Source organism: Flagellimonas zhangzhouensis (genome assembly GCF_900102925.1).
GTDB classification, from domain to species: Bacteria; Bacteroidota; Bacteroidia; order Flavobacteriales; family Flavobacteriaceae; genus Flagellimonas; species Flagellimonas zhangzhouensis.
Window position 1 is genome coordinate 312,910 of the sequence record NZ_FNKI01000001.1, and the last position, 26,250, is coordinate 339,159.

Annotated in this window: 25 protein-coding genes; 7 read left to right on the top strand and 18 right to left on the bottom strand. The window is 39.4% G+C overall.

Features of this window, described 5'->3' with window-relative positions:
• Positions 1–35 precede the first annotated feature (35 nt).
• The 5 genes from BLQ18_RS01325 to BLQ18_RS01345 are packed head-to-tail and all read right to left on the bottom strand — an operon-like array spanning position 36 to position 3,660.
• Complete coding sequence (locus BLQ18_RS01325; protein ID WP_090291893.1) at positions 36–1,574, bottom strand: DUF4301 family protein; 1,539 nt, start codon at positions 1,572–1,574, stop codon at positions 36–38.
• Positions 1,567–2,136, bottom strand: coding sequence for an AAA family ATPase (locus tag BLQ18_RS01330; protein WP_090291895.1), 570 nt, complete (start codon positions 2,134–2,136; stop codon positions 1,567–1,569). The genes BLQ18_RS01325 and BLQ18_RS01330 overlap by 8 nt, the downstream gene beginning before the upstream one ends.
• The gene (gene pnuC, locus BLQ18_RS01335; RefSeq protein WP_090291897.1) at positions 2,097–2,732 is read right to left on the bottom strand and encodes a nicotinamide riboside transporter PnuC; all 636 of its coding nucleotides are present in this window, start codon (positions 2,730–2,732) and stop codon (positions 2,097–2,099) included. The genes BLQ18_RS01330 and pnuC overlap by 40 nt, the downstream gene beginning before the upstream one ends.
• Positions 2,716–2,976 (bottom strand): thiamine-binding protein, encoded by a 261-nt coding sequence (locus tag BLQ18_RS01340; RefSeq protein ID WP_090291899.1) that lies wholly within the window; start codon positions 2,974–2,976, stop codon positions 2,716–2,718. The genes pnuC and BLQ18_RS01340 overlap by 17 nt, the downstream gene beginning before the upstream one ends.
• A gap of 42 nt (positions 2,977–3,018) precedes the next feature.
• Positions 3,019–3,660, bottom strand: coding sequence for a 4'-phosphopantetheinyl transferase family protein (locus BLQ18_RS01345; RefSeq protein ID WP_090291901.1), 642 nt, complete (start codon positions 3,658–3,660; stop codon positions 3,019–3,021).
• A 72-nt stretch (positions 3,661–3,732) separates the two neighbouring features.
• Here BLQ18_RS01345 and ahcY point away from each other — a divergent pair, with 72 nt between their 5' ends.
• Positions 3,733–5,049 (top strand): adenosylhomocysteinase, encoded by a 1,317-nt coding sequence (gene ahcY, locus BLQ18_RS01350; protein WP_090291903.1) that lies wholly within the window; start codon positions 3,733–3,735, stop codon positions 5,047–5,049.
• 68 nt (positions 5,050–5,117) lie between these two features.
• Here the strand turns inward: ahcY and BLQ18_RS01355 are convergent, their stop codons facing one another.
• Positions 5,118–5,696 carry a DUF3332 domain-containing protein gene (locus tag BLQ18_RS01355; protein ID WP_090291905.1) on the bottom strand — a complete coding sequence of 193 codons (579 nt, stop codon included), beginning with the start codon at positions 5,694–5,696 and terminating at the stop codon, positions 5,118–5,120.
• A 142-nt stretch (positions 5,697–5,838) separates the two neighbouring features.
• Between BLQ18_RS01355 and BLQ18_RS01360 the strand changes: the two genes are divergently transcribed.
• Complete coding sequence (locus BLQ18_RS01360; protein ID WP_090291907.1) at positions 5,839–6,948, top strand: D-TA family PLP-dependent enzyme; 1,110 nt, start codon at positions 5,839–5,841, stop codon at positions 6,946–6,948.
• Here the strand turns inward: BLQ18_RS01360 and eutC are convergent.
• From eutC to BLQ18_RS01400, 8 genes are all read right to left on the bottom strand, one after another.
• Positions 6,945–7,700 carry an ethanolamine ammonia-lyase subunit EutC gene (gene eutC / locus BLQ18_RS01365; protein WP_090291908.1) on the bottom strand — a complete coding sequence of 252 codons (756 nt, stop codon included), beginning with the start codon at positions 7,698–7,700 and terminating at the stop codon, positions 6,945–6,947. The two genes, BLQ18_RS01360 and eutC, sit on opposite strands and share 4 nt — an antisense overlap.
• Complete coding sequence (locus BLQ18_RS01370; RefSeq protein ID WP_090291910.1) at positions 7,700–9,070, bottom strand: ethanolamine ammonia-lyase subunit EutB; 1,371 nt, start codon at positions 9,068–9,070, stop codon at positions 7,700–7,702. Before BLQ18_RS01370 ends, eutC begins: the two co-directional genes overlap by 1 nt.
• A gap of 52 nt (positions 9,071–9,122) precedes the next feature.
• Complete coding sequence (locus BLQ18_RS01375; protein WP_090291912.1) at positions 9,123–10,148, bottom strand: phytase; 1,026 nt, start codon at positions 10,146–10,148, stop codon at positions 9,123–9,125.
• Positions 10,149–10,255: 107 nt separating this feature from the next.
• Positions 10,256–13,147 (bottom strand): TonB-dependent receptor, encoded by a 2,892-nt coding sequence (locus tag BLQ18_RS01380; RefSeq protein WP_090291913.1) that lies wholly within the window; start codon positions 13,145–13,147, stop codon positions 10,256–10,258.
• A gap of 180 nt (positions 13,148–13,327) precedes the next feature.
• Positions 13,328–14,911: a tetratricopeptide repeat protein gene (locus BLQ18_RS01385; RefSeq protein WP_090291915.1), complete on the bottom strand. Its 1,584-nt coding sequence runs from the start codon at positions 14,909–14,911 to the stop codon at positions 13,328–13,330.
• Between the two features lie 141 nt (positions 14,912–15,052).
• Complete coding sequence (gene rpmA, locus BLQ18_RS01390; RefSeq protein ID WP_090291918.1) at positions 15,053–15,313, bottom strand: 50S ribosomal protein L27; 261 nt, start codon at positions 15,311–15,313, stop codon at positions 15,053–15,055.
• Positions 15,314–15,337: 24 nt separating this feature from the next.
• Positions 15,338–15,877, bottom strand: a complete 540-nt coding sequence (rplU, locus tag BLQ18_RS01395; protein WP_090291919.1) for a 50S ribosomal protein L21 — start codon at positions 15,875–15,877, stop codon at positions 15,338–15,340.
• A gap of 95 nt (positions 15,878–15,972) precedes the next feature.
• The gene (locus BLQ18_RS01400; protein ID WP_090291921.1) at positions 15,973–16,428 is read right to left on the bottom strand and encodes a DUF4199 domain-containing protein; all 456 of its coding nucleotides are present in this window, start codon (positions 16,426–16,428) and stop codon (positions 15,973–15,975) included.
• 183 nt (positions 16,429–16,611) lie between these two features.
• Between BLQ18_RS01400 and BLQ18_RS01405 the strand changes: the two genes are divergently transcribed.
• The 3 genes from BLQ18_RS01405 to BLQ18_RS01415 all read left to right on the top strand — a co-directional run bounded on the left by BLQ18_RS01405 (position 16,612) and on the right by BLQ18_RS01415 (position 20,603).
• Positions 16,612–17,934: a M16 family metallopeptidase gene (locus BLQ18_RS01405; protein WP_090291923.1), complete on the top strand. Its 1,323-nt coding sequence runs from the start codon at positions 16,612–16,614 to the stop codon at positions 17,932–17,934.
• Position 17,935: 1 nt separating this feature from the next.
• Positions 17,936–20,008: a M16 family metallopeptidase gene (locus BLQ18_RS01410; protein WP_090291925.1), complete on the top strand. Its 2,073-nt coding sequence runs from the start codon at positions 17,936–17,938 to the stop codon at positions 20,006–20,008.
• 157 nt (positions 20,009–20,165) lie between these two features.
• Positions 20,166–20,603, top strand: a complete 438-nt coding sequence (locus tag BLQ18_RS01415; RefSeq protein WP_090291926.1) for a hypothetical protein — start codon at positions 20,166–20,168, stop codon at positions 20,601–20,603.
• Here BLQ18_RS01415 and gldD read toward each other — a convergent pair whose 3' ends face one another.
• Genes gldD through mutY form a run of 4 tightly spaced genes read right to left on the bottom strand, consistent with a single transcriptional unit; the run spans position 20,604 to position 24,008 of the window.
• Positions 20,604–21,161: a gliding motility lipoprotein GldD gene (gene gldD / locus BLQ18_RS01420; RefSeq protein WP_090291928.1), complete on the bottom strand. Its 558-nt coding sequence runs from the start codon at positions 21,159–21,161 to the stop codon at positions 20,604–20,606.
• Positions 21,151–22,461 carry a gliding motility-associated protein GldE gene (locus tag BLQ18_RS01425; protein ID WP_417935090.1) on the bottom strand — a complete coding sequence of 437 codons (1,311 nt, stop codon included), beginning with the start codon at positions 22,459–22,461 and terminating at the stop codon, positions 21,151–21,153. The genes gldD and BLQ18_RS01425 overlap by 11 nt, the downstream gene beginning before the upstream one ends.
• A 24-nt stretch (positions 22,462–22,485) precedes the next feature.
• Positions 22,486–22,947 carry a single-stranded DNA-binding protein gene (locus tag BLQ18_RS01430; RefSeq protein WP_090291931.1) on the bottom strand — a complete coding sequence of 154 codons (462 nt, stop codon included), beginning with the start codon at positions 22,945–22,947 and terminating at the stop codon, positions 22,486–22,488.
• Positions 22,948–22,970: 23 nt separating this feature from the next.
• Positions 22,971–24,008: an A/G-specific adenine glycosylase gene (mutY, locus tag BLQ18_RS01435; protein ID WP_090291933.1), complete on the bottom strand. Its 1,038-nt coding sequence runs from the start codon at positions 24,006–24,008 to the stop codon at positions 22,971–22,973.
• Between the two features lie 124 nt (positions 24,009–24,132).
• Here mutY and BLQ18_RS01440 point away from each other — a divergent pair, with 124 nt between their 5' ends.
• On the top strand, positions 24,133–24,423 hold the full coding sequence (locus BLQ18_RS01440; protein WP_090293623.1) for an HU family DNA-binding protein: 291 nt from the start codon (positions 24,133–24,135) through the stop codon (positions 24,421–24,423).
• Between the two features lie 270 nt (positions 24,424–24,693).
• Positions 24,694–26,247: an Rne/Rng family ribonuclease gene (locus tag BLQ18_RS01445; RefSeq protein ID WP_090293624.1), complete on the top strand. Its 1,554-nt coding sequence runs from the start codon at positions 24,694–24,696 to the stop codon at positions 26,245–26,247.
• Positions 26,248–26,250: the final 3 nt, after the last annotated feature.

A 26,250-nucleotide genomic window follows, 5' to 3' on the forward strand; every position in this document is an offset into this window, starting at 1 on the left:
TGCAGACAGCGGATTCAAATTCTTTTTATAAAAACTTAGATTTGGTGCGTTGGTTTTAAAAGGTCGTTAACTGTTTTAACTGGGTTAAAAGTAACCAATGGAACCTCCACAAAAATGGTGTTCCAAAAAGCCATAGCGCCATTCCAAAGTCCAGGTAGTTCTAAAGCCTTAAGTTCTTTTCCTTCTTGGGTTTTCCCTGTAATAAATCCTTGTTTTACATCCACAAAGTCGAGCAAATTGTATTTGTTTCCTTTAAAATCACGAACACCGCAAACCAAATCCACAGGATTAAAGTGGGTTGAATTTTTAAGGATACTCATTTGTTCGGCATTATCGGCATCAATTTGAGCCGACTCAATAATTTGAAGGGAAATATTTCCATCGGAATCCTTGATCCAAAATGGCCCTCCTCCAGGTTCGCCTTCGTTTTTAACCATTCCGCAAATACGAATAGGGCGATTAAGTTTATCTTTTAAAACTTCCTTTTGCTCGTTTACGCCCAAATCATCATAATTGTTGGGTATGCGAACATTCAGTTCGCGCTCTAAAAAGGATTTGATTTCGTCTGCTTTATCAACAGAAACATCTCCTTCCTCTAACATTTTAGCATAACCAAAAGCTTTGTCCTGAACTTTTTTAAGGACTCCAGCCAGCATTTTTTTGCTGTTCGCAACGGTTTCCAAGTTCTTATCGACCACTACATTATCAATATTTTTTATGAATATGATATCAGCATCTTGATCGTTCAGATTTTCAATCAATGCTCCATGACCCCCAGGACGAAAGAGTATGGAACCATCACTGTTTTTAAAAGGTTGGTTGTCCATATCCACCGCAATCGTATCTGTAGAAGGTTTTTGGTTGGAATAGGAAATATTAAATGTGGTAACTGTTTCTTCGGAAATTTTAGGTGCCACGGCATTTTCTTCCTCGCTGAACATTTCATCATGTTGCTCAGAAACCGTAAAATGCAAATTTGCCTTTCCATCCGTTTTGGCATACAGAACGGCCTCTTTTAAATGCTCCTTAAATGGAGTTGCGGTATCATCGCCATATTTATGAAATGGCAATAGTCCTTTCGGGTAAAATCCGTAATTCAACCCGCTTTCCACCAACATTTCTTTGGCAAAAAGGTAGGCTTCCTCATCTTTATTGGCAGCCTTGCCCATGATGCGTTCCATGATTAAGTTATAAAAAGGAAACTTGGACATTTGGTCCGTGAACTTTTGCACGTCTTTATCACCTGTTCGGTCAATATAATCCGCTAAGCTTTCTTTGGAAGGATCGTATACATCCAAAAAATTGAACATTGCCTTGAACATTCGGGATGCTGCCCCAGATGCGGGAACAAACTTTAAAAGGTCAAGTGAACCTCGATGGGTCTCAAAATAGTTGACGAGCTCGTCATGTTCCTTTTCTGAAAAACGAAGAATTCCATTGCCGACTACGGCAGCTTGTGCCAAGTTTACAAAGGGAATACCTTCTTTAAAAGTTTCAATTTGGTTTATTACTTTTTCCTTGGAAATACCTTTGGAATCCAATTGTTCCAAGTCTTTAGGACTCAATTCAATCATGTTGTTGGAGAAGTTTATCTATGTGTTTTATTGCCTTTGCCAGTCTAGTGGCCTTATCTCCCTTTAAAGTAACAAAATTTCGGTTATTTTTCTCCAAAGCTTCCTTGAAATACGCAAACATTCGTTCACGTTCATCAGGTTTGTCCCTTAGGTCATCTGCTACCCAAGGCGTATCTATATTGGTTAAAAAATAGAGGTCGTAGGTGTTTTTCAAGGCATACTTTTCCAAAACAGGGTCACAAGTACTGTTATAATAGGCCTCGGAATATACTTTAGTCTCCAAAAGATCTGTATCACAGATCAATACCCGATTGGCAGTTTTCGTCAATTCATTTTCCAATTTCATTTGTCCGTATGCAATCGGAACCAAATCGTGTGGTTCGCATGTTTTTTGCTCACGATCCCATTTATCTTGAAGGTATTCCCTTGCATATTCTGGTACCCACTCGGTATTGTAATGTTGCGCCAGTTGTTGGGACAATGTGGTTTTTCCTGTTGATTCTGGTCCGAAAAGGACAATTTTTATGAGGTCTGAAGGTTGTTGACCAAGTTTTTCTTCCATGCTAAATATCCCTGAATAGCCAATATGGTAAAAATGAGGTATTGTAACGAAAACATACCCCATCCCCTATAGGCATACAAAGGTACGGTAATCAAATCACCCAAGATCCAAAGCGTCCAGTTTTCCAATTTTTTAGTGGCCATATACCACATGGCGGTGAAGAAAACCCCAGAAGTAAAAATATCTACATAGTTGGTTGGGCCTATTTCAGCACCGAAAATTCTATACACACCATATGTGACCAACATGGTAAGGATAAAAAAGCCAAAACCAACCCATTTTTCCTTCGAAGTGGTTCTATTTATTTGAACAACCCATTCTCTATTATCTTTTCTTCGAGCCCAGTTCCACCAGCCATAAATACTCATTATGGAATAGTAGAAGTTCATCATCATATCACCATAAAGGTGGTCCATTAAAAAAATATAGGTAGTAATCACCGTGGCGACCAATCCTGTGGGATAGACCAAAATATCTTCCCGCTTGGCATAGATCACACTGGCGATTCCGAAGAAAAAGGCCGTAGCCTCCAGAATGATCAAAGAAAGTTCCCGATCCTCGTACGGACCAATAAAAAAATCAAAAATGGGGTTCATATTCGCTTCGGTCGGATTTTACCAATTTCATGGTGAGCACCACATGATCCAAATTTTCAAAGGATTCTTTGATCTCATTATGCAGCAACTCCATTACTGCATCGTATTCTCCATACACTTGGGTACTTAAAGGATTTTCCAAAACAGTTAATCCAGAAGCCCTTAATTTTTTGATGAAATCTATAATTGGTGGTTCAAAATTATCTTGTAATGGAGAAAGGGTTAGCTCAACAGATATATTCATGGGGGTTGCCTATTTAGATGGTAAAGCTACAAAAAGGAAATATTATCCACCCATCATTTTAATGGCATATACACAGGTAAATCCTTCAAACTCCATGAACTCGATTTCATAATGCGATTTTTTCCCATGATACATAATCTCTGCCACGGTTCTGCTATCATCAAAAGAAAAATCGATGACATTCATATGCCTTAAAAAGCTAAGTCCGCGCTCTGCATATATTTTATAGAGAGATTCTTTGGCGCCCCAGACTATGGTCAGTTTTCGAATAATAGCTTCGGCATTGGCCAAAGTTTTATACTCTTCAATGGGCGTGAATTTATGGGCGATATTTAAAATTTTATCCCGCTGCATTTCAATATCAATGCCCACCTCATCACTTTCACTTACGATTATCCCCGTAAAGTTGTGCGAATGGGTAATGGAAATAAATTTTCCGTCTTTTAAATGCGGTTTTCCAAAGTCATCATAATAGAGATCATGGTCCACATAACCCGCTTCCGCCAAAAGGTGTCGAATGCTTAAAAATGCCCTTCTGTGCGCCTCCGATTTCATCCCGTCCATACGATTTTGGCAATGTGGGGTAAGCTCCACATTCTTAGAAAGTTCGACCTCTTCTTCGGTAACTTTCCAAATATAAACCTTGGAGGTGGGTGAAACTGTTATGGTTTTGTAAATGGGCATAACAAAAGTTAAGTGAATTTGTATCTTTGTGCACTATTTAAGCTAAGCTACAAAAGTAAATTTAGAAAAAGTATGAGCACAAAGACAATTCCGTATGTACCATTTAAGGTAAAGGATATCTCCCTAGCTGATTGGGGAAGAAAAGAAATTGAGCTTGCCGAGGCAGAAATGCCTGGACTAATGGCGTTGAGAGAAGAATACGGAGCGGAACAACCTTTAAAAGGTGCCAGAATTGCGGGTTGTTTGCACATGACCATTCAAACTGCAGTATTGATTGAAACTTTGGTTGCCCTTGGAGCGGAAGTTACTTGGAGTTCTTGTAACATATTCTCTACCCAAGACCATGCAGCAGCTGCAATCGCAGCAGCAGGAGTTCCTGTTTATGCTTGGAAAGGAATGAACGAAGAAGAATTTGATTGGTGTATAGAACAGACTTTGTTCTTTGGTGAAGACAGAAAGCCATTGAACATGATTTTGGATGACGGTGGTGACCTTACCAATATGGTGTTGGACCAATACCCAGAATTGGCTGCTGGAATCAAAGGCCTTTCTGAAGAAACTACTACTGGAGTTCACCGCTTGTATGAAAGGGTTAAGAAAGGAACACTTCCTATGCCTGCGATCAACGTGAACGATTCTGTGACCAAATCCAAGTTTGATAATAAATACGGTTGTCGCGAAAGTGCCGTAGATGCCATCCGCAGAGCTACCGACACCATGTTGGCAGGAAAACGTGTTGTTGTTGCTGGTTATGGTGATGTGGGCAAAGGTACCGCAGCTTCTTTCCGTGGAGCTGGTGCCATTGTTACCGTGACCGAAATAGACCCAATTTGTGCGCTTCAAGCTTGTATGGACGGTTTTGAAGTTAAAAAATTGGAAACTGTTATTGGCAATGCTGATATTGTTATCACCACAACTGGAAACAAAGATATTATCCGTGAAGAGCACTTTAGAGGCTTAAAGGATAAAGCTATTGTTTGTAACATCGGGCATTTTGATAATGAAATTGATATGGCCTGGTTGAACAAAAACTACGGAAACACCAAAAATGAAATCAAACCACAAGTGGATAAATATACCATTGATGGTAAAGATGTAATTGTTTTGGCCGAAGGACGTTTGGTAAACCTTGGTTGCGCCACAGGACACCCAAGTTTTGTAATGAGTAATTCATTCACGAACCAAACCTTGGCTCAAATTGAGCTTTGGAAGTTTAGCGACAAATACGAGAACGATGTGTATATGTTACCTAAACATTTGGACGAAAAAGTGGCCAAATTGCATTTAGCTCGTTTGGGTGCTGAATTGACCGAATTGAAGGAAGACCAAGCCGAATATATTGGTGTTACCGTTGAAGGTCCCTTTAAACCTGAATACTATAGATATTAAGATTTCATCTTTAATCATAAAAAAACCCATGGCAAACACCATGGGTTTTTTATTGGGTTAAGCTTTTTTTAATCGGCCAAAAGTGCTTCTTGATAATAGCAAGTCTTATGTTCCTTTAAAATAGCAAGACCTTCTTCCCTCGTCTTCATTGGGTCGATTTTTACTTTTTCTCCGTTTGGCATATACACAATGTAGAAACCTTCTTCGAATGAAGACAACTTAATGATTTCTCCATTTGGTCTAACAGCATTCCATGACTTTTCGCTTGGCTTGTACACCAAATCGATTTTCTTTCCTTTTTTAGGACCATCAACCACCGCAACTTGCACCCTGTTTTTAGTGGCGGTCATTTTGTAAGTGTTTCCTTCGTGTTCTACCATTTGGGTTTCACTTTCCCCATCTTTCATGGCAATCGGATTAGATCCCGACCAGAATTCTATCACGTTAAAAATTAACGTATCTCCCAATATGAATAATTCATATACTGGCACGATCCAAAGTCCCCAGAAAATTAAATTGTCTAGAAACCTACTGTCCGTAGCTCCTTGGTTCCACCCCCTAAGGTTGTTAAATGCACTGTACGACCCCAAGCAACTTGTAAATAAAATTGTGCAGGCCATCAATGAAGCAATAATTACTTTTTTCATAAGAAGAGATTAATGGTTAATATCCTTAAATCTACAAAAAATTAAGGTTGAATCTGTTAGAGAGTATGCATTCTTTAATGTTTGATAAGTTGGATATAAATTTTATTTAGATCCTTACCTTTAGCCTTCAATCCTGAAAAGCATGAAAAACTGGTACGAAATTGAAAATATAGAAACAGTTGATTCTCCCTCAATTGTATTGTATTTGGAACATCTAAAATTCAATATTGAAGAAATGATTTCCTTGGTGGATGGAAACACGGAAAGGTTGATGCCCCACATAAAAACCAACAAAATGCCAAAGGTAATGGCATTGTTGATAGACTCTGGGATTTCCCATTTTAAGGCCTCCACCATCGCTGAAGCTGAAATTGCAGCCGAAGCAAGTGCCAATTCTGTTTTGATTGCACACCAATTGGTTGGACCAAAAGTGAAGCGTTTTCTTCAACTGATAAAGTATTTTCCAGATACCCAATTTTCTACTTTGTTGGATAATACAGACAGTGCTGAACTATTGGATCAATTGGCAACCGATGAAAAAGTTACCGTTCCTATTTATATCGACATCAACAATGGAATGAACCGATCAGGGATTAAAATCGGGGAGGGTTTAGATGATTTAATGGCATTTTTAAACACCTGCAAAGCTCTTGAATTTAAAGGATTTCATGTGTATGATGGGCATTTGAGGGACCCTGAATTTGCTGTCCGCAATGAAAAAATAGAAACTGGACTCAAGGATGTATCTGCCTATTTTAAAGCAGTGCGTGAAAAATATCAAGATGCGCAAATGATCTGTGGAGGTACACCTTCTTTTACATCCCACCTTATTGAAAAAAACAGGATTACCAGTCCAGGAACCTGTGTACTTTGGGATTGGGGGTATGGTGAAAAACTAACCGAGCAGAAGTTTAAAACCGCTGCCCTTTTGGTTACGAGAGTGATTTCAAAACCAACGGAGGGAATTATTACAGTGGATTTGGGACATAAATCGGTTGCTGCGGAAAACCCGATTGACAAACGTGTCAAGTTCCTCAATTTGGAAGATTACGAATTGCTTTCCCAAAGTGAAGAACATGGAGTGATCAAAGTAAAAGATTGGGACAACTATAAAGTTGGAGATGTTTTTTACGGGGTTCCCTATCATATTTGCCCTACGATCAATCTGCATGATGAGGTCTCGGTGATTGAAAACGGCAAAAAGGTGGCCACATGGGAAATTACCGCCCGAAAAAGAAAATTGCAGTTTTAATCTTCCAGCAACTCCTTTAGGTTGATTTTAATAGCAACACCACTAATTTTTTTAGCAAAGGATTGTCGAATCAAATAGAAAAGCAAAGAAGCTCCCTCCTTGCTGTTCAATCCGTTTGAATGTATGTTGGAAATACAATTCCTGCGTTCATCGGTCAATCCCAATTGTGGGGCATAGGTGGTATAAATTCCCATACTCTCTGGTGAAGAAAGCCCAGGGCGCTCACCAATGCACATGGACACAAATTTAGCTTTGAGCAAAATACCAATAGGGTCGCTAAGTGCAACACGCGCCATTTTGGCCAAAACAAATCCGATTTTATAGCCCTCAAGTTTTGGCAACAATTCTTTTAATACAGGAATCGCATTTTGGTTCACTGCATTGGCAGAAAGTCCGTCTGCTATCACAAAAACCAAATCAAACTCCTGTTGAGATTCTTGGAGTTCTTTTTCTGAAATTTCGTTCAACTTGCGACCCAAATCAGGGCGTTGCAGATATTCATTTCTACCATTGACTCTACTTTGCACTTCCCAAACTGGAAAGCCCCAAGATTCAATTTCCATTTTAAAATCAACTATATCGAGTTCCGATTCAATGGCATCTTTCGCCTTGGCATGGGCAAACCGAAATTGTAATACCTCATCCAATGGAATGGCATTACCCGTACTTCCCAAGGCAATCCGCGCATTGGTAAACGTTTTCAAATCTTCCCAAGGGTCTTTTTTTATTGGAGTATTATTTTCCGATTTCATCACAGCGGTTTTAAAAGTTTGTGTGATGCTTCAATGCTTCTTCGTTCCCCTTTTTCATCCATGATTCCCATTTTTTCGAGCCAAGCTTCGAATTCGGGAGCTGGTTTTTTACCCAACACCTTTCTCACATAAAGCGCATCGTGAAATGAGGTGGATTGATAATTCAACATTACATCATCGGAACCTGGAACTCCCATAATAAAGTTGACTCCTGCCACTCCGAGAAGTGTCAACAGATTATCCATATCGTCTTGATCGGCTTCTGCATGATTGGTGTAGCACACATCCATCCCCATGGGCAAGCCCATCAATTTGCCACAAAAATGGTCTTCCAATCCAGCTCGGGTAATTTGCTTGCCATCATACAAATATTCTGGACCGATAAAGCCGACCACCGAGTTTACCAACAACGGATCAAAATGACGCGCTACGGCATAAGCCCGTGCTTCACAGGTTTGCTGATCTACATTCCAATGCGCATTGGCAGAAAGTGAAGAACCTTGACCTGTTTCAAAATACATTACATTTTGACCGAGAGTACCGCGATTTAATTCCAGTGCACCTTCGTAGGCTTCTTGTATCATTCCCAAATTGATTCCAAAGGAAGCGTTGGTCTTTTCGGTGCCACCGATAGATTGAAAAACAAGATCTATAGGGGCTTTATCCAACAATTCCAATGATGTGGACAAATGGCTCAACACACAAATTTGGGTTGGAATCTCGAATTGCATTCGAATCTCGTCCATCATTTTAAGTTGATCACCAACTATATCCACACTATCGGTAACGGGGTTGATTCCAATAACAGCATCTCCACTTCCGTACAAAAGACCATCGATTATGCTTGCCGCGATTCCTTTTAAATTATCGGTCGGGTGATTGGGCTGCAAACGAACGGATAGCTGCCCTTTTTTTCCGAGTGTATTCCGAAATTGGGTCACCACCTCACATTTTTGGGCAACGGCAATTAAATCTTGGTTGCGCATTAATTTAGATACTGCCGCAACCATTTCTGGAGTCAACCCTTTGGAAATATTGGACAATTTTTGGGTGTCCACCTCATGGGTCAACAACCAATTGCGCAAATCGCCAACGGTAAAACTTGAAATTTCTTGGAATGCAACTTCATCATGCGTATCCATAATCAAGCGGGTCACCTCATCTTGCTCGTAGGGAATTAAGGCTTCATTTAAAAAATCCTTGAGAGGGATTTCGCTCAGGGCACATTGGGCAGCAACCCGTTCCATGTTGCTTTCGGCGGCCAAACCCCCAAGGGAATCTCCCGTTCTAAAAGGGCTGGCCTTGGCCAAAACCGATTTTAGATCGGGAAATGAAAATGTTTGCTGATCTATGGTATGTTTATAGGCCATTTTTAATGTTATTCCCTTAAATATAACCTGTTGTGCAACTAACCAAAAAGAATTATTCCACTTTTAGACCCAATTTGCCCAAATCGTAAAAATAGAAGTCTTTTTGATCGTTCATGGCAGCGAAAAGGCCATTCGGAAAAGTATCGTTCAATGGAACAGTGACCACATCGCAACCGTCAGTTTCGGTGGTGGATAGATTCACTGCTTTGATAAAGCTGTTATCCTTTCTGGAGAAAATATTGAATTGTCCTCGCTGCTGATCAGATACAATAATGTAACCCTCGCCATTGGGGTATCTGGCAATGGCAATTCCCTCTATATCCTCTAAAAAGTGTTCACCACCAAAACAGGCCAGTTCCTCATTGCCCATACTTGGTTCAGCGTAGTATTTTTTAACGCATTCCCCCTCATCAGAATAGTACACAAAACCCAATTCGTTGTCCACGGCTATGGCCTCAATCTCTTTGCCACCCGTAAAGCTTCCAAATTTCCGAACCAAATTGGCAGTAACTCCCATGCTGTCAGATTCCAATTTATATTGGTATAAATACGATCCGCTAGGCCCAATTTTTCTACCAACAATGGCATAAAGCGTTGAATCCTTGGGAGATTTGTACAGGCTGATTCCCATGGCCAAACGATTTTCAATATTCGTCTCATATTCAAAAACTGGAAAACCGCCATCGTCCAAAGGTTTCATTTCGGGCACGGAAAACAAACGAATTTGTTGTTTTTCCCTTTCAGTGAATGCAATTACATCGACAGTAACGGAGTCATTCAATTGAAATCCATATTCCAAATCCACATTATTTGGGCGTTGAACACCTGTAATGGACTTTTCTTTGATGATTTTTCCGTTCAGATCGAAAGCATAGATGCCCCCGTTGGTTTCCTTATCGGTTCCAAACACAATACTTTTTGATGCATCTTCAGGGTTGATCCAAATGGCAGGGTCATCGGTATCGTTTGGGGTTTTTTCTGTGATTATATCGGGTGCAATGGCTGGCAGTTTACTTCCTTGTTCTTTACAGGAAATTGCGACCAGCACCATTAATATGGGTATATATTTTTTAATCATAAGTATACTTTTATGTCAGTTCGAGCGCAGTCGAGAACGTTTCAATGTTCTAAACATCTCGACTGCGCTCGATGTGACTAGGTGCAATCAAATAGTTTTGACTGCGATTATTTTTTGAACAAATCGTATTTCAAACCAAAAGTGAAACGGATATCATAGAATTCCATTTGCTGGGTTCTAGACTTCACGCCTTGGAAATAACGCAAAGGCTGATTGGTGATGTTGTTCACATCGGTATAGATTCTCAAATTATTGGTGATGGCATAAGTTGCATTAAAATCCAAGAAGAACTGTGTGTCGTAGTATCTGTCTTCAAAAGGATTTCCACCAATTTCATCAATATAAGAATCGGAAAAGTTAGCTGAGAGTCTTGCACTGAATCTCTTATCGGCATAACCCAAAGATCCGTTGAACATATTTGGCGCTGTGTTTGGTAAATCCAAATCGGTACGCTCGTCACCATCCTCGTTGCGAATTCCATCTGCGCTTGATGTCAAATAGGTATAGTTCAAATAGATGCTAAAGTTTTTGGCAAACCCTGGCAAGAAATCCAATTGCCTTTGGAAAGACACCTCAGCTCCAAAAATGGAAGCTGAATCTCCATTCAACGGTTGGAATACATCATACCCTGCAGTTCCAGGTGCATATGAATCATCTTCGGCCTCGGTGATAAAGGTATAGATGAAATCGTTGATTCTTTTATAGAACAATCCTCCCGAAATAATTCCTACGCTTTCAAAATAATGTTCAGCATTTACATCAAAGTTCATAGACGTGGTCGGGTCCAAATCTGGATTCCCCAAAACAACTTCGCTGTCTTCATTTACAATCTCAGCTCTTGGAATTAAATCAGCATAGTTTGGACGTGCCAAGGTATTTGTCCAAGCAAAACGTAAAATGGTATTGTTGTTCAAATCATATTTAAAGTGCACACCTGGCAAAAAGTTGGTATAAGAGTTTTCATCAGAAACTTGCTCTACTTCGATTCCCTCTTCGATACCAGCATCTTCATCTTCCTCAATATAGGTTACTCTGTTTCCTTCAGATTCTAATTTGGTGTTTTCCACACGAAGACCAGCCAAAACACTCAACTTATCAGTCAATTTTTGGTTGAACATGGCATAAGCGGCCAATACATTTTCTTTTACTTCAAAGTTTCCTGGTAAGAATTCATCTAAAATTGCTTCTCCGTTGGCGTTGTTCAGATCCAAAGATCCCAACCACTCTTCACTGGCAAAATTTCCTGCTACGTATTTTGATCCAGGCAAATAATCTGGGTCTGTATAAGATTTTACAGGAACATCGGCCAAAGTTGGGTACATATCCTCCAAATCGTACTCGTAGAAATCGTTATCCCTTAACTTAGTCTTGAAACGACCTCTACCTCCAAATTTGATAGTACCTCCTTTGCCAAACAAATCGGCTGGCAATTCAAAATTGGCAAAGAAGTTAATGTCCTCTTCTTCGGTGTACTGGTTTTCGTTGGTAATTTCCCCAAATTCAAAATTGCCCAAATCATTGAAATCATCAGCATTGGCAGCCGTCATGATAGGGTATTTAGGATTGCTGTTATCGTTGTTCACAATATATTCCGATTCGTATTCAGCATAACGCTCGTTCAAACGCTCTTCGGAAGCTTTGGCATAAGAAGCCATCCAATCCACTTTAAGCGAACCGAATAAATGATCACCCCCCAAAGTGTAGTTCTGCATACGTTGATCTTCCAAACGCCTGTTATTGTTTCTTCCACCCGCAATACCACCTTTGGACTGACGTTTAACTTCCACAGGAAAACGAGTCAATACTCCATTATTGATGGTAAAGTCACCCACTTCTATGTCTTCACCATCCAAGATTTCCTGCTCCAACCTAAAACGATTCTCGCGGTCGTCTCTCCAGTTGTACATGGTTTTTAAATAGATGTTGTTGTTGGCGTTGATTTGGTAATCAAAATTCGCAGCAAAACTTCTTCTAACCCTTTGCACCAAATAGGTACGTTGTTCGGTAACGTTGGTATAAGGATCAACATCGGCTTCCTCCAAAATAGGCTCACCCTCATCATCTTCGGCTCCTGTATTGTATTCGAATTCGTCCGTCCATTCTGCTTCTATATTGTCTGAACCAAAATCGTTATCGTTAATAGTGGCTGAAAGCATATATCCAAATTTACCATCATTGGTGCGGTCACCTACCAAGATAGATCCGTTCCAAATCCCTTTGTCTGTGATAAAGTTGACACCTGAACCTAAAGTTGCAGAAAGTCTGAATCCTTGAGGTGCGGTTCTGGTAATCAAGTTTACGGAACCTCCCAAGGCATCACCATCCATATCAGGAGTTACGGCTTTGTTTACTTCGATAGTCTGAATCATATCCGATGGAATAAGGTCCATCTGAATGTTACGGTTATCCGATTCTGCTGATGGAATCCTACTACCATTCAAGGTAACGGAGTTTAATTGTGGGGACAAACCACGAACAATAATATTTCTAGCCTCCCCTTGATCTACTTGCATGGTGATACCTGGTATACGTTTTACAGCATCACCGATATTGGCATCTGGGAATTTACCAATTTGGTCTGTGGAAACCACATTGGTAATGTTCATGTTGGTTTTTTGGGTGTTCAAGGCTTTGGACTGTCCACTTAATCCATAAGCACTTACTTGTACCTCATCCAACTCCACATTGGAGGGATTTAATGAAATACTAACTGCGGTGGTTTGACCAGCAGTTACAGCAACTTCTTGTTCTACATCGGAATAACCCATATAGGTAATGGATAGGGTATAGGATCCCTCTGGAATTCCCACAAGAGTAAATTTTCCATCAAAATTAGATATCGCTCCTTTTGAAATGGATTGAATATAAACGTTTGCTCCAGGAACATAAATACCATTTTCATCGGTAATGGTTCCTTGGATGTTTCCTGTTTGTGCTTGTGCGGAAAGAGCTCCAAACACTAAAAACAGCGTTACATAAAAGAGTTTTGTTAGGTTCATCAGTTGAATTTTGAATTACATTAATTGGTCATCCAAAACTATGTATATCAACTCTTTATGATTTAAACTAAAAGAGAACAAAAGGGAAACAAATCGAAAAATGGGCATTAACAACAAGGCAACAATTACAGTTTATTTACATGCGATTAACTTTATGTAAAGAGACAGGGCCAAAAGTGCCTAAAGGTCAACCATAAAGTTTACCAACTCCTCTTTTTGGTCGATGGGCAATTTTTTTCTGAGTCGATAGCGTGCCACGCGAACACTATCTGGGGTCACCCGTAAAATGGAGGCAATTTCCTTTGAGGATAAATTCAATCGCAACAACATGCCCAGTCTTAGCTCGGCAGGAGATAAACTATTTTCGGATAGCGAAGACAGTTTTTTGATGAACTCTGGATGGATTTCTTTGAAAAAGGACATGAATTCATCCCATTCGTTTTCTTCTTGAAGATTGTGATCTATTTCCTTGACCAAGGTCTTTATCTTCTCCGAAGTGTTCATGTTTTTTCGGGATGCGATATTGGTCAAGGTTGTAGAAAGGTCCAACAAGATTTTATTCTTTTGGGATAGATGTAAACTGTATCTCGATAAGGAAGATGTTTTTAGCTGCACTTCACGTTGTAGATTTTTCTCTTCTATGGCTTTCTTTTCCAACTCTGCTTTAAGCATGCGTTGTTTGTATTCTTGCAGTTTGATTTTGGCTTCTTTTTTTCTTCCTAAATAGAAATACAAAAGGGTGAGAATCGCAGCGATGGCAAATAGTGCTATCCAAAGTACATTTTGATTCGCCTTGCTTACCTTACCTTGCTCTTTCAATAATTCAATTTCCGCTTCTTTTTTATTGGTCTCAAAAATGGTCTGAAGCACATTCAACTGGTCACTGTTTTGGGAAGTGATCATTTGGTTGTTGAACTCCGAAGCCAACAATAAATGGGAATGGGCTTTTTCATAGTCTCCCATTAAAGCGTACGTCTTGGACAAATCCTTGTGGGCACTTTCCAACTGATGTAAATCGTTGAGTTCTTCAGCTAGTACCAAAGATCTAGTGGTAAATACCAGGGCTTCCTCGTAGTCCGAAGTTTTTCTGTAGATGTCGCCTAAATTATTGAGTACGTTGGTTTCTTCAACGGTAGTACTCCCCTCAAAAAAAGTATACGCCTTTTCAAAGTACTGATGGGCTTGTTCGTACTCCTCCAAATCCTCATATATACTCCCAATATTTTCATTGGTAAGAGCAATTCCAGAGGAGTCTTTTAATTTTTCAAAAAGCGAAAGACTTTGCAATTGATCCTCAAGGGCATCTTTGTGTTCTGCTTGCTTTTCATGGCTAGCGCCTAAAAGTCCAGCAGAAGTCGCCCATCCTAAATCATAATTAAGATTTCTTGAAGCTAGTAAAGATTCAGTAAAATGTTGTTCGGCGAGTTCGTATTTACCCAAAGACAAATACACTTTGCCAATATTATTGTTGAGCGTGATAAACAATTTATCCGAAAGGGAAGTCCCTAACTGTTCCAAAGCTAGATTGTATTGTTCGGTAGCTTCTGAAAATAGGCCTAAAGAATGGTAATATTCTCCCAGTTGTAGATATGCCTGAGCTATTTCTTTCGTATTCTCAGGGTGTTCTTTGGCCTTTTCCAACTGTTCTTTGAGTGGAAAATAGGCTATCTGATTTTCAGTAGCGGTTTGAGCAATACCTAAACAAGGAAAAAGGCAGCAACCTATCCAAATGAAAATCAAAAATGCCTTATCGTGATTGCCCACTACTTGCGTTTGAAATAAACGTACAAGTAAACCAATCGGGCTAAACAGAATATTACGGCTAGGTTATAAAACCTTTAAAAGTGATGTAAAATAAAAAGGCCCCACTAAAGTGGAGCCTTTTAAATTATATAGGTCTTTGTCTTAAGCTTGGAAAGGCTCGATGGAAACAAAAGATTTTCCACCAGTTTTCTTTTCAAACTTTACAATACCATCAACCTTGGCATGCAAGGTATGGTCTTTTCCTGCGTATACATTGTCACCAGGGTTGTGCTTAGTACCACGTTGTCTAACAATGATATTACCAGCTACAGCTGCCTGACCACCAAAAATCTTAACGCCAAGACGTTTCGATTCTGATTCTCTACCGTTTTTTGAACTACCTACACCTTTCTTGTGAGCCATGATATATAAATTTTAGTTCGTGTCTTATTTACTTAATGCTTCGATAAGCTCGGCTTTCTTCATTGAAGAGTAACCGCTGATTTCTTTGGCTTTTGCCATTTCTTTCAACTCAGCAACAGTTTTGGAACTCAAATCCTCAGTTGCTTTTGGAGCTTCTTTCTTAGGAGCTGCTGCTTTAGCTTCTGCCTTTTTTGGCTCAGCTGCAGGTTTTGCTTCCTCTTTGGCTTTAGCTGGAGCTGCTTTTTTAGCACCTTTAGCTACAATACCTTCAACAACAATCTCAGTCAAATATTGTCTGTGACCGTTTTTCTTTTGGTAACCTTTACGTCTTTTCTTTTTGAAAACGATTACCTTATCTCCTTTAAGGTGTTTTACTACTTTGGCTTCTACAGCCGCACCTTCTATGACCGGGGCGCCAATAGTTACGTTACCACCATCTTCCAAAAGAAGAACTTTATCGAAAGTAACTTTGTTACCTTCGTCTTCTTGCAAACGGTGAACGTACACTTTTTGGTCTTTTGCAACTTTAAATTGCTGCCCTGCCATCTCTACAATTGCGTACATAATGCGTTGATTAGATTAAAATTATTCCGCCTTTATCAAAATTAGCGGGTGCAAATATACTGCTAAATCCTTAATCCACAAGTATTATTGCCGTTTTAGCCTATAATTTTTTTGGCATTGTTACTGGTTTTGAACAATTGCATAAAAGAGAGAGTCAAAACCAAGGTCGTAGCAAATCCCATAATGGCCACGGTAAAAAACACAATTCCTTGAAAATTCTGGTAATCACTGGCCCAAGCGGATGAGAGATGATTCAAAAATTGAGTATCCAATTCAGTCGCATAAAATGCAAAAAATATGGTGAACAAAATCGTGGCAACAAAGCCAGTAGTTAAGCCCGAAGTAAAGCCACTGCTATAATTAAATGCATCTCCACGCCGTAATTTTTCATATTTAATAGTCTCGTAAATACCGAATCCAGTGATTACGCCATTAAACAAACTATAAAACACGTTGGTGTGTTTTCCCAAGATTGCCAAAATCAAAAAATAGGCAATCAATACAGCACTGGTAACGATGCCAAATCGAATGGGTAATGTTAATCTTTTCATTGCCTTGTTTTTTATATGCACTGTTTAAAGTACTGAATGTTTGCGAATTATGCCACTTTTTAAAGTTAAGAGTTCCTTATCTCCCGCATATCTTCCTAATTTTATTTTATATTTAACGTAACATCGATCACCAAATCACTACCAACCTCACAACAACATCAATTTTAAATACTGACTATTACGATGAAAAAACATTTGTTTTCAACATTAACATTGGTCTTTTCAGGAGTTTTACTTTCAGCACAGGAGGTAAATTTTGAGGAGTACGACCTGGACAATGGTCTGCACGTGATCTTGCACCAGGACAATTCGGCCCCTGTGGTCACAACATCGGTAATGTACCATGTAGGTTCTAAAGATGAAGACCCAGACAAAACAGGATTCGCCCACTTTTTTGAACACCTGTTGTTCGAGGGAACCAAAAACATCGAAAGAGGTGAATGGGACCAAATCACGGCTGCAAACGGAGGTAGAAACAATGCCAACACCTTTTTGGACAGAACCTATTATTACGAGGTATTTCCATCCAACAGTTTGGAAGTGGGGCTTTGGCTGGAATCTGAACGCTTGATGCACCCAATTATTGGTCAAGTTGGGGTGGATACGCAAAAAGAAGTGGTTCAAGAAGAAAGAAGACTAAGGACAGACAATGCACCTTACGGGGCGTTTTTTGAGCAAATCCTGAAAAATCTGTACACCAAACACCCATATCGTTGGGGCGTAATTGGTTCTTTAGATCATTTGGCCAGTGCCACTTTGGATGATTTTAAAAAATTCAATAAAACTTACTATGTGCCCAACAATGGGGTATTGGTTGTAGCTGGCGATTTTGAAACTGCCAAGACCAAAAAAATGATTGAAGATTATTTTGGACCTATTCCTAGAGGGGCAGAAATAAAGCGTCCAGATGTAAAAGAAGATCCTATTACTGAAACCAAATTTGCAAAGTATTACGATCCAAACATTCAAATCCCAGCAATTTTATTGGCCTACAGAACACCAGGACAAGGGCAACGGGACGCTTATGTGATCAATATGATCTCCACCTATTTGAGTGATGGCGAAAGTTCTAAATTGTATAAAAAGTTAGTAGACGAAAAGAAAATGGCCCTTCAGATACTTTCTGTACCAATCGATGCCGAAGATTACAGCTCTTACATTGTCGGTGGACTTCCAGTCGGTGACAACTCCATTCAAGACATCAAAAATGAAATTGATGAAGAAATCTTGAAAATTCAAATGGAATTGATTTCTGAGAAAGATTATCAAAAACTTCAGAACAAATTCGAGAACCAGTTTGTAAATGCCAATAGCAGTGTGGAGGGAATCGCTAACTCTTTGGCCGAAAATTACATGTTGAAGGATGACACCAACCTCATCAACACAGAAATTGACATTTACCGCTCCATTACCCGTGAGGAAATCATGGAAGTAGCCAAAAAATATTTGAAGGTAAACCAACGTATTGAGTTGGAATACTTACCAGAACAAAAAGACGCTAATTAAGATGAAAAAGTATATTGTTTTAGCCGCGCTGTCGCTTTTTATAACAGCCACATACGCTCAAATAAACCGAACTACCCCTCCAAAACCAGGGCCAGCACCTCAAATCAACTTAAAAGAACCTGCTCGCTTTGAGCTGTTGAATGGTTTAAAGGTATTGGTGGTGGAAAATCACAAACTACCACGAGTTAGACTTCAATTGTCAATCGATAACCCTCCCATTTTGGAAGGTGACAAAGCTGGCGTATCTGCGCTAACAGGAAGCATGTTGGGCAAAGGGTCCAAAAATATTCCTAAGGATGACTTTTATGAAGAAGTGGATTTCTTAGGGGCCAATATTTATATTGGAGATCAAAGTGCTTTCGCAAGTTCCTTGTCAAAATATTTCCCAAGAGTATTGGAATTGATGGCCGATGCGGCCTTAAATCCCGACTTTACCCAAGAAGAATTTGAAAAGGAAAAGAACATTATTTTAACTTCCATTAAATCCGAAGAAAAAGATGTTTCTGCCATCGCTGCTAGAGTGCAAGGAGCATTGGCCTATGGCAAAAACCACCCATACGGGGAGTTTATGACCGAAGAAACGGTAAACAACGTCACTTTAATGGATGTTGAAGAATTCTACAGATCCTATTTTGTTCCAGCCAATGCATATTTAGTAGTTATCGGTGATGTAGACTTTGATACTGTGAAAGAATTGGTGACCGAAGCATTTACTCCATGGACCAAAGCAGCACCGCCCTCATTTTCTTATACGGATCCCAAAGATGTGCAATACACCCAAATCAATTTTGTGGATGTGCCCAATGCGGTACAATCCGAAGTTGCCGTGGAAAACATCACCCATCTAAAGATGAAGGATGAAGATTATTTGGATGCGCTTTTGGCCAACAGAATTTTGGGAGGAGGCTCCCAAGCACGTTTATTCAAAAACTTGCGCGAAGATAAAGGCTACACGTACGGTTCCTACTCTGGAATCAGAGCCAATAAATTTAGCCCAATGCGATTTGATGCCTTTGCCCAGGTTCGTAATGCGGTTACCGATAGTTCTGTGGTCGAAATTTTGAAAGAAATTGACAAAATGACTTCTGAACCCGTTACCGATGAAGAATTGGCCAATGCCAAATCCAAATACGCAGGAAGTTTTGTGATGGCGCTTGAAAAGCCAGAAACTGTTGCGAATTATGCCCTTAACATCGAAACCGAAGGTCTTCCAAAAGATTTTTACAAAACCTATTTGGAACGTATCGATGCTATTACCAAAGATGATGTACAGAAAGCCGCTCAAAAATATTTTTCCACCACCAATGCACGTGTAGTGGTAACAGGAAAAGGAAGCGAAGTTTTGGAAAACTTGGAAAAAGTAACTTTTAAAGGGAAGGCTGTCCCTGTACTTTTTTACGACAAGTATGCCAACAAAACAGAAAAACCTGACTACAATGCGGCAGTTCCTGAAGGCATGGATGCCAATGCAGTTTTGGAAAAATACATTGAAGCGATTGGCGGTGAATCAAAATTGGAAGGAGTAGATTCTTATTCCATGATGGCAGAAGCTGAAATGCAAGGCATGAAATTGGAACTGGAAATGAAAAAAACTTCCAAAGATCAATTCATGCAAGATGTAAAAGTAATGGGGAATTCCATGCAAAAACAAGTATTGGATGGAGACACTGGTTATGCCATGGTTCAAGGCCAGCGTAAAGACCTTTCACCAGAAGAAGTTGCCAAGATCAAGGAAGAATCTGCTGCGTTCCCTGAATTGAATTATTTGGCCGCAGGCGATGTTACCCTGGAAGGTATTGAGCCTGTAGGCGACAGACAAGTATATAAATTAAAAATAAATGACAGTAAATCTGTTTTTTATGATGTGGAAACAGGCTTAAAAGTTCAAGAAGTGAGCGTTCAAGAAGTACAAGGGCAGCAATTTACCAGCACCTTAGGTTATGACGATTACAAAGAAGTATCAGGAATCAAATTCCCTTTCATCATCAAACAAAGTGTAGGACCTCAGAACTTTGAGTTCAAAGTTTTGGAAATTAAAGTAAATGAAGGAGTTGATGCTTCCGATTTCAAATAATTAATTCCATCCTTAATAACAAAAAGGCGCTCAAACGAGCGCCTTTTTATATTCCAATCTTTTGTAATTAGGAATAACCTATTATTAATACTTTTTAAACTTCTGTTATTTTCTGCCCAAACTTTTCATACGTATTTTTGTGTTCAAATTTTTGATCATGCGCAAATTCATATCCCTACTATTTATCTCTTCACTTTTAATTGGTTTTTCCTGTAAAGAAGACCCAAAAAAGGAAAATGAAGGGGTTGCCCAAATGAAAAAAATAATTGCAATTCACGATGAGGTAATGCCCAAAATGAGTACAATTGGCAAACTTGTTGGAAAGTTAAAGCCAATGGTTGATACCACCGAAGTAGGTCAAAAATATGATGTGGCCATGAAAGACCTTCAGGATGCCCATAAATCCATGATGGATTGGATGAAAGATTTCGGTACTACTTTCGATTATGGTCAAACTATGAAAGGAGAACCACTCACACCTGAACAATTAGAATTGCTGGATGTAGAGGAAGAAAAAGTAAATGTGGTTGCCGATAAAATCAACGGAAGTATTGAAAGAGCCGAATCCTTATTGGCTGAAGCCAAGGTAGAGTAATTACTTTTTCCAACGTAAACTTTCCATAATTCTTCGGATGTCATTTTGCAAGTACATGGCTGCTGGCAAAATAGAGTCGTAATTGGGTTTTGCATAGAAATACAACGAACCTGTTACAAAATGGTTTGTGCTATCCGTTACGTAAAACTGTGATTGGGAAGCCGCATTTCCACTAACCTCATAAAACATACCGTACACACCATTATCTTGATTGATAAAGGGTTGCTCTACAATATTATCAGCCTTTACCACATGTTCGTAGGATAATTTTTGAGCATCAATAAGTAAGGTATCCAGATTATTGTTCACGGGTTTATAGGTAAGGTAAATGGATCCCTTCATCATGGGATAATCCAAAACCAAAGAACACTCCTTATTTTCCTTTAAAACAGAAAGGGTATTTTGATCAAACGTATAAATACAATCCTCACCTGCTATTTGATATTCCGCAGTAGGATATTCCAATTTTAGCATAGCCTTTGGTTTGGGCAATACTTCATCTTTACAACTGGTGAACAATACTGCCAATACGATGTAGAATAAAATGCTATGCTTCATGGGGCAATGTTACTTTAACGCGTTTCAATCTTTTTTTATCCATGCTTTCCACGATAAACTGATAGTCTTTGAACAGGACCTTTTCACCTACTTTGGGGAAACTTCCTGAAATTTCGAGTACAAAGCCTGCAATGGTTTCCGACTCTCCTTTTTTACTTTCGAAGAGTTCATCGTCCTCAATTTTCACCACGCGGTAAAAATCTTTCAGGGCTGTTTTGCCATCAAAAACATAGTTGTAATCGTCCAATTTGGAAAAAATCAGGTCCTCATCATCAAACTCATCACTAATATCCCCAACAATTTCCTCAATGATGTCTTCCAAGGTTACAATCCCCGAGGTACCTCCATATTCATCCACCACCACGGCCAAATGGTTCTTTTTATCTTGAAATTCCAACAAAAGATCATCCAACTTTTTGTTCTCGGGCACAAAATAAGGTTCACGAATCAAGGACATCCAGTTAAAACTCTTTCGGTCGATATAGGGCAATAGGTCCTTCACATATAGAACGCCTAAAACGTTGTCCATATTTTCAGAGAATACTGGAATTCTGGAGTAGCCATTCTTTTTGATTTCTTCCATCACCTCTGGAAACTTCATGTTCTCGTTGAGGGCAAAAATGTCGATTCGGGGGCGCATCACCTGTTTCGTATCTGTGTTACCAAAGGTTACGATACCTTCCAATATTTTCTGCTCTTCCTTGGTGGTATCTCCTTCGGAGGCCAGTTCCAATGCTTGAGAAAGGTGGTTGATGCTCAAATTGGACTTTTTCTTGCCCAATTTGTCTTCCATATATAAGGTAGCCGAACGCATTGGGGAGCTCAAAGGTGTGAACAACCAATTCAATCCTTTTAGAGGCAATGCCATGGTTTGCGCAAATTGTACCCTGTTCCTGTTCGCATAGATCTTTGGAAGAATTTCACCGAACATTAAAATAAGAAAGGTAGCCACCACTACTTCCAGTAGAAAACGCCAAGGTCCTTCAATACCTTCAAAAAGGGTATTGCCGATACTACTGAACAACAATACAATTCCAATATTAATGGCATTGTTGGCAATAAGTATAGTCGCCAGTAATTTTTTGGGTTTCTCTAAAAGTTGAACAATTAGCTTGCCACGGGGAGAATCGCCTTCCTCCATTTCGTTGAGATCGGTTTGAGAAAGGCCAAACATGGCTACTTCGGCGGCAGAAATCAATGCTGAACCAGCCAAAAGAAATATAAGCACAATAACTTTTATAGTGAATATGCCACTAAACGTTGTAAACATTAACGCCAAACAATGGGGCTCGGGATCCAAATTGAATTGCTTTAAACTTTGTTTTTAGAATGGTAGGTCGTCATCTTCCTCTTCAAAATCTTGAACAGGAGCTGGCGAACCAGTTGGTTGTTGTTGTGTAGGTTGACTTTGCGGTTGACCTCCAGATTGCTGGTAGCCTCCACTTTCATTCTTATTGGTTAAAAAGGTAAAGTCTTGCACATGTACTTCGGTGGTGTATCTGGTATTTCCATCTTCACCCTGCCATTGTCTGTTTTTTAACCTTCCTTCTACATAAATCTTATCCCCCTTGCTGAGATATTTTTCGCAAATTTCTGCGGCTTTGTTTCGTACTACAATGTTGTGCCAATCCGTATTGGTCACCTTTTCGCCAGTCTGCCTATTAGTATAGGTTTCGTTAGTGGCCAAAGGAAATCTACCTATACATCCTCCGCCTTCAAAATAGTGTACTTTAACTTCGTCGCCCAAATGCCCGATCAGCATTACTTTGTTTAATGTTCCGCTCATATCTCTTTAATTAATCAAAAGTACTAAATTTTCAATGTCTTAATGAAATCTGCGACCAAAACTGGTACGGGAAAGGTGTCAATTTTCCCCCATGGAATTCCATTTTCAATTTGTTGCGAGGTTTTTGCCACCCAAAATTGGGTATGCAAATGTTGATGTGATAATTTGTGAACGATGGGTTCCTTATTATATAAGGATAAAGATTCTGTTTTCGGAAGCTCGGATTTTTCAATTAATGCTTCTTCCAAATCATTCAGTTGAATTGTTTTTTCCGATTCAATCAAAGGAAATTGATACAGGTTTTGCCAAATCCCCTTGCCCTTTCGTTGTTCCAGAATTGTATTTTGATCATCATCCAACAACACTATATAATTAAAGTAGCGATTTCGGATTTTGGTCTTGTTCAATTTTACAGGTAATTGGGCAACTTTATTTTGCTGCAAAGCCAAACAACTTTCATTTAATGGACAGGATTCGCAATCTGGATTTTTTGGTGCGCATTGTATCGCTCCAAACTCCATAATACCTTGATTGTAGTCCCGAATATTTTCGGAATCCATGACTTCGCGAGCCAATTCTTTGAAATATTTGATGCCTTCTGTGCTGTTGATAGGTAGATCTACATCAAAATATCGAGACAAAACTCGGTACACATTTCCATCCACAACAGGTTCTGGAAGATCAAAACAGAAAGAAGCAATGGCACTTGCCGTATAATCCCCAACTCCTTTTAAGGATTTTAACCCTTTATAGGTGTTGGGAAATTCACCTTGATAGTCGTTTGCAACCATTTTTGCCGTGGCATGCAGGTTCCTTGCCCGCGAATAATAACCAAGCCCTTGCCACAGCTTTAACACCTGTTCCTCTGAGGCATTGGCAAGATCCCCCACTTTTGGAAAAGCTTCTACAAACCTGTGATAATAGGGCATTCCCTGAGCTACTCGGGTTTGTTGCAGCATGATTTCCGAAAGCCAAATTTTATATGGGTCGCGGGTTTTTCTCCACGGCAAATCCCGTTTATTTATATGGTACCAGGTTAAGATTTTCTGGGAAAAAGTCATATGCTAAAATACTACAGCCCAAAAGTATCAGTTTAAATACTTAAAATTAAAGGGTTAAACCGAAAGATTAATTTTAATGTTTATATTTGCAAGCCGAAAAAAATTAGAAAAATATTTAGACGAAATGACGAAAGCAGATATTGTAACTAAGATCTCAGAGAAATTAGGTATTGAAAAAGGAGACGTTCAAGCGACTGTTGAATCTTTTATGGAAGAAGTGAAAACTAGCTTGGAGAATGGAGACAATGTTTATTTAAGAGGTTTTGGTAGTTTTATCATTAAAACCAGAGCCGAAAAAACAGGTAGAAACATTTCAAAGAACACTACCATCAAAATCCCCGCACACAATATTCCTGCCTTCAAACCGGCAAAAGTTTTTGTTGAAGGTGTAAAAACAAACGTACAGGTAAAATAACATAATTAACAACACTAAAGGAAGAGTATTATGCCGAGTGGTAAGAAAAGAAAAAGACACAAGGTAGCTACCCACAAGCGTAAAAAGCGCAGAAGAGCTAACCGACACAAGAAAAAGTAGTTGTTTCAACTACTTTTTCGTTTTGCATGTAAACGTTCTTTGACATAGAGATTCTAAGAATTTGAATTTCAGTCGGTTCGAAAAACAACCGATACATATATTGTTTAATCATTTGTTCCTATTATATAGGTGCAAATAAAATCGATTCAGGTGAATAGAGAATTAATAGTAAGATCTACACCAGAAGCAGTCGATTTTGCCTTATTAAAGGATGGAAAGCTCACCGAATTACACAAGGAAGAGGACAACAACAATTTTACAGTAGGGGATATCTTCCTAGCCAAGATAAGAAAACCCGTTACTGGACTTAACGCGGCATTTGTCAACGTAGGTTATGAGAAAGATGCGTTCCTGCATTACCATGACCTTGGTCCGCAACTGTCCTCCATGTTGAAATTTATCAAAAAAGTTAGAATGGGCAAACAAAAAGATTTTGCCTTAAAGGACTTTCCATTTGAAAAAGACATTGACAAGAATGGCACCATCAACGATGTGTTAAAAGCCAATCAGTCATTACTGGTACAAATTGTAAAAGAACCCATTTCCACTAAGGGCCCAAGAATCAGTTCCGAGCTATCCATTGCCGGACGTTATTTGGTCATGGTCCCATTTTCCGACAGAGTCTCGGTATCTCAAAAGATAGCGAGCAAAGAGGAAAAAGATAGACTTATTAGACTTGTAAGAAGTATTAAGCCCAAAGGATTTGGTGTAATTATCCGTACCGTTGCAGAAGGCAAAAAGGTTGCAGAACTGGACAAAGATCTTCAGAACTTGTTGTCCAAATGGACCAACATGTGCAAAAAATTGCACAAAGCGCCCCATCCATCAAAAGTGATGATGGAATTGAACAGGGCATCATCCATCCTTAGGGATGTGTTCAACGACTCCTTTACCGGAATTCATGTTGATGATGAAACACTTTACAATCAAATTAAGGATTATGTGCATGAAATTGCACCCGATAAAGAATCCATTGTAAAGCAATACACCGGTTCGGCCCCTATTTTTGAAAAATTCGGTATTGAGCGACAGATCAAAACATCTTTTGGTCGTACTGCATCTATGAGCCGAGGGGCATACCTTGTTATTGAGCATACTGAAGCGCTTCACGTAATTGACGTGAACAGTGGTAACCGCTCCAACAAGGCCAAGAACCAAGAAGATACCGCATTGGAAGTAAACCTATTGGCCGCATCCGAAATTGCAAGACAATTGCGATTGCGTGACATGGGAGGAATCATCGTAGTGGATTTTATTGATATGACCCGTGGTGAACACAGAAGAAAACTCTTTGATCACTTACGCGATGAAATGAAGGACGATCGGGCAAAACATAAGATTTTGCCACCTAGTAAGTTTGGACTGGTTCAGATTACCAGACAAAGAGTACGTCCTGAAATGAATATCAAAACCAGCGAAGAAAACCCAAATAATGCTTCAGGTGCCGAAGTGGAAGCTCCGATTGTTTTGATCGATAAGATCCAAGCAGATTTAGAGCGAATCCTAAAAGGAAAGAATGCCAACAATGGAGTAATTTTGAATATTCATCCATTTATTGCAGCATACCTTACCAAAGGATTTCCATCTATTCGTTCCAAATGGTTTAAAACCTACAAAAAGTGGATTAAAATCCAACCTAGGGACGCCTACACTTACCTTGAATACCGTTTTAAGGATAAGGATGGCAAAACCCTAACTCCTTAATAC

Bases quoted from the DNA above. Each gene is read 5' to 3' on its own strand.
- BLQ18_RS01325 (WP_090291893.1), bottom strand. From the start codon at position 1,574: ATGATTGAATTGAGTCCTAAAGACTTGGAACAATTGGATTCCAAAGGT.
- BLQ18_RS01330 (WP_090291895.1), bottom strand. From the start codon at position 2,136: ATGGAAGAAAAACTTGGTCAACAACCTTCAGACCTCATAAAAATTGTC.
- pnuC (WP_090291897.1), bottom strand. From the start codon at position 2,732: ATGAACCCCATTTTTGATTTTTTTATTGGTCCGTACGAGGATCGGGAA.
- BLQ18_RS01340 (WP_090291899.1), bottom strand. From the start codon at position 2,976: ATGAATATATCTGTTGAGCTAACCCTTTCTCCATTACAAGATAATTTT.
- BLQ18_RS01345 (WP_090291901.1), bottom strand. From the start codon at position 3,660: ATGCCCATTTACAAAACCATAACAGTTTCACCCACCTCCAAGGTTTAT.
- ahcY (WP_090291903.1), top strand. From the start codon at position 3,733: ATGAGCACAAAGACAATTCCGTATGTACCATTTAAGGTAAAGGATATC.
- BLQ18_RS01355 (WP_090291905.1), bottom strand. From the start codon at position 5,696: ATGAAAAAAGTAATTATTGCTTCATTGATGGCCTGCACAATTTTATTT.
- BLQ18_RS01360 (WP_090291907.1), top strand. From the start codon at position 5,839: ATGAAAAACTGGTACGAAATTGAAAATATAGAAACAGTTGATTCTCCC.
- eutC (WP_090291908.1), bottom strand. From the start codon at position 7,700: ATGAAATCGGAAAATAATACTCCAATAAAAAAAGACCCTTGGGAAGAT.
- BLQ18_RS01370 (WP_090291910.1), bottom strand. From the start codon at position 9,070: ATGGCCTATAAACATACCATAGATCAGCAAACATTTTCATTTCCCGAT.
- BLQ18_RS01375 (WP_090291912.1), bottom strand. From the start codon at position 10,148: ATGATTAAAAAATATATACCCATATTAATGGTGCTGGTCGCAATTTCC.
- BLQ18_RS01380 (WP_090291913.1), bottom strand. From the start codon at position 13,147: ATGAACCTAACAAAACTCTTTTATGTAACGCTGTTTTTAGTGTTTGGA.
- rpmA (WP_090291918.1), bottom strand. From the start codon at position 15,313: ATGGCTCACAAGAAAGGTGTAGGTAGTTCAAAAAACGGTAGAGAATCA.
- rplU (WP_090291919.1), bottom strand. From the start codon at position 15,877: ATGTACGCAATTGTAGAGATGGCAGGGCAGCAATTTAAAGTTGCAAAA.
- BLQ18_RS01400 (WP_090291921.1), bottom strand. From the start codon at position 16,428: ATGAAAAGATTAACATTACCCATTCGATTTGGCATCGTTACCAGTGCT.
- BLQ18_RS01405 (WP_090291923.1), top strand. From the start codon at position 16,612: ATGAAAAAACATTTGTTTTCAACATTAACATTGGTCTTTTCAGGAGTT.
- BLQ18_RS01410 (WP_090291925.1), top strand. From the start codon at position 17,936: ATGAAAAAGTATATTGTTTTAGCCGCGCTGTCGCTTTTTATAACAGCC.
- BLQ18_RS01415 (WP_090291926.1), top strand. From the start codon at position 20,166: ATGCGCAAATTCATATCCCTACTATTTATCTCTTCACTTTTAATTGGT.
- gldD (WP_090291928.1), bottom strand. From the start codon at position 21,161: ATGAAGCATAGCATTTTATTCTACATCGTATTGGCAGTATTGTTCACC.
- BLQ18_RS01430 (WP_090291931.1), bottom strand. From the start codon at position 22,947: ATGAGCGGAACATTAAACAAAGTAATGCTGATCGGGCATTTGGGCGAC.
- mutY (WP_090291933.1), bottom strand. From the start codon at position 24,008: ATGACTTTTTCCCAGAAAATCTTAACCTGGTACCATATAAATAAACGG.
- BLQ18_RS01440 (WP_090293623.1), top strand. From the start codon at position 24,133: ATGACGAAAGCAGATATTGTAACTAAGATCTCAGAGAAATTAGGTATT.